At 74.5% G+C, this 2,487-nt stretch carries 3 protein-coding genes; all 3 read left to right on the forward strand.

Annotation, left to right across the window (positions count from 1 at the left end):
- Nucleotides 1-56: 56 nt before the first annotated feature.
- Nucleotides 57-596, forward strand: coding sequence for a DUF3152 domain-containing protein (locus FAF44_RS52810; protein WP_237111058.1), 540 nt, complete (start codon nucleotides 57-59; stop codon nucleotides 594-596).
- A gap of 220 nt (nucleotides 597-816) precedes the next feature.
- Nucleotides 817-1,938, forward strand: coding sequence for an MBL fold metallo-hydrolase (locus FAF44_RS52815; protein ID WP_237111059.1), 1,122 nt, complete (start codon nucleotides 817-819; stop codon nucleotides 1,936-1,938).
- 57 nt (nucleotides 1,939-1,995) lie between these two features.
- On the forward strand, nucleotides 1,996-2,487 hold a 492-nt coding region (locus FAF44_RS52820; RefSeq protein ID WP_237111060.1), incomplete at its 3' end, for a pirin family protein.

A 2,487-nucleotide genomic window follows, 5' to 3' on the forward strand; every position in this document is an offset into this window, starting at 1 on the left:
CGACCAGGTAGCGCACCACCGCGCCGCCCAAGCCGATCGCCCCCGCCCCGGAGAAGGTGCGCGTCCCGCACGAGGCCTCCGGCCGCTACGCGGTCGTCCGGGGCCGCGCGCGCGCCAGGCGAGGTCGCGGCGCGGTGGTGCGCTACCTGGTCGAGGTGGAGCGCGGGCTGCCGTTCGATCCCGGGCAGTTCGCCGCCGAGGTGCACCGCACGCTCAACGACGTACGCGGCTGGGCCCGCTTCGAACGCGTGGACCACGGCCCGGTGACGGTGCGGGTGGCCCTGTCCAGCCCGAGCCTGACCATCAGCGAGTGCCTGCCGTTGCGTACGGGCGGGGAACTGTCCTGCTGGAACGGCCACCGCTCGGTCATCAACGCGCTGCGCTGGGCCGAGGGCGTCCCGCAGTACGGCGGCGACCTGGCGGCCTACCGCCAGTACCTGATCAGCCACGAGGTCGGCCACAGCCTGGGCCACCGGCACCGCCCCTGTCCCGGACCGGGGAAGCCGGCCCCGGTGATGACGCAGCAGTCGAAGTCGCTGGGCCGGTGCCGGCCCAACCCGTGGCCGTTCCCGCACCGCAAGCGGGACGAGCCGTGACCGGGGCCTGGAAAGGGGCTGCCGCCGGACGCCGGCGCGGCGGGCGGTAGGTTCGTCCGGCCGGTCGAGCCACGCGGCGAAGTGTCGGTGGCGCGGACTACGGTGTCGGGGGCGGAACGATCAAGCGTCCGACCTATCGCGATATATCGTAGAAATGGAACAGCGGGGAGTCCCGTTCGGTTGAAGCGGGCACAGACAGAACTTCTGGGGAGAGTGGGCGATGGCAGGGATGCGGACGGCACGGCGGATCCTCGCGGGCGGCGCGGCCCTGGCCGCGGCCGGCTGGGCGTTGCGCGCGGTGCCCGCCGAGCTGGGCGTGCGGCCGCTGACGTCGGGGCCGGAGCGGGCGGCGCGGATCCGGCGCTCGCCGCAGTTCAGGAACGGCGCGTTCGTGAACACGATGCCCGAGCAGGGCATGCCCATGACCGCGCCGCCGGCCGGCCTGCTGGGCGAGCTGGCCAAGGACCGGGAACGACGCCGGCCGTCCGGTCTGATCCCGCTGCGCGTCCCGCCCGCCGACCCGCCACCCGCCGACGGGGTGCGCGCGATCTGGTACGGCCACGCCTCCACGCTGGTGGAGATCGAGGGCAGGCGGGTGCTGTTCGACCCGGTGTGGGCCAAGCGGCCCTCCCCCGCGTGGTTCGCCGGCCCGAAGCGGCACCACCCGGTGCCCGTCGAGCTGGCCGAACTGCCGCAGGTGGACGCGATCGCCATCTCGCACGACCACTACGACCACCTCGACCTGGCCACGGTGCGCTCGCTCACCCGCACGCAGCGGGCGCCGTTCCTGGTGCCGCTGGGCATCGGGGCGCACCTGGAGCGGTGGGGCGTGCCCGCGTACCGCATCATCGAGCTGGACTGGGAGGAGGAGGCCGAGGTCGCGGGGCTGCGGTTCGTCGCCACGGCGGCCCGCCACTTCTCCGGCCGGACCCTCGCCCGCAACGACACCCTGTGGGGCTCGTGGGCCGTCGTGGGCAAGGCCAGGCGGGTGTTCTACGCGGGCGACTCCGGCTACTTCGCGGGGTACCGGGGCATCGGGGCGGCGCACGGGCCGTTCGACCTGACGCTGATGCCGATCGGCGCCTACAGCCCGGCCTGGCCGGACATCCACATGAACCCGGAGGAGGCCGTCAACGCCCACCTCGACCTGGGCGGGGCGGTGCTGCTGCCGGTGCACTGGGCCACGTTCACGCTCGCCCTGCACCCGTGGGCGGAGCCGGTGGAGCGGCTGTGGCGGGAGGCCAAGGCGCGCGACGTGAAGATCGCCGTGCCCCGGCCGGGCGAGGCGGTCGACGCCTCCGCCGCCCCGGCGGTCGAGGGCTGGTGGGAACTGCTCGGCTGAGCGGGCCGGGCGTCGTGGTGCTCGCCGGCCGCGCGTAGGGTCTTCGTCGTGAGCAACCTGGAGCTTGACCCGAGGGAGATCCGCTGCGCGTCCGGCGAGGTCGCGGACGCCGGTCGTGAGGTGCTGGAAGGGCGCGAGGTGCCGCTGGGCGGTCCGCGCGCGATGGCGGTGAGCCGGACCCTGCCGGGCGTGCGCCGCCGCATGATCGGCGCCTGGTGCTTCGTGGACGCCTACGGCCCGCAGCGCACGACCATGCGGGTACCGCCGCACCCGCACACCGGGCTGCAGACGGTGAGCTGGCTGGTCGAGGGCGAGGTGCTGCACCGCGACAGCCTCGGCACCCGGCAGGAGATCCGCCCCGGCCGGCTCAACCTGATGACCGCCGGGCGCGGTATCTCCCACTCGGAGCAGTCGCCGGAGACGGTACTGCACGGGGTGCAGCTCTGGGTGGCGCTGCCGGATTCCGCCCGGCACGTCGAGCCGGCCTTCGAGCACCATCCGGTGTTGCCGGCGCTGTCCGGGCCCGGCTTCGTGGCGACGGTGATCATG

The organism is Nonomuraea sp. MG754425, from assembly GCF_021699195.1.
In the GTDB taxonomy this organism is placed as follows: Bacteria; Actinomycetota; Actinomycetes; order Streptosporangiales; family Streptosporangiaceae; genus Nonomuraea.

What these genes read in the sequence shown, in the direction of transcription:
- FAF44_RS52815 (WP_237111059.1), top strand. Translation starts at nt 817, where the DNA reads ATGGCAGGGATGCGGACGGCACGGCGGATCCTCGCGGGCGGCGCGGCC.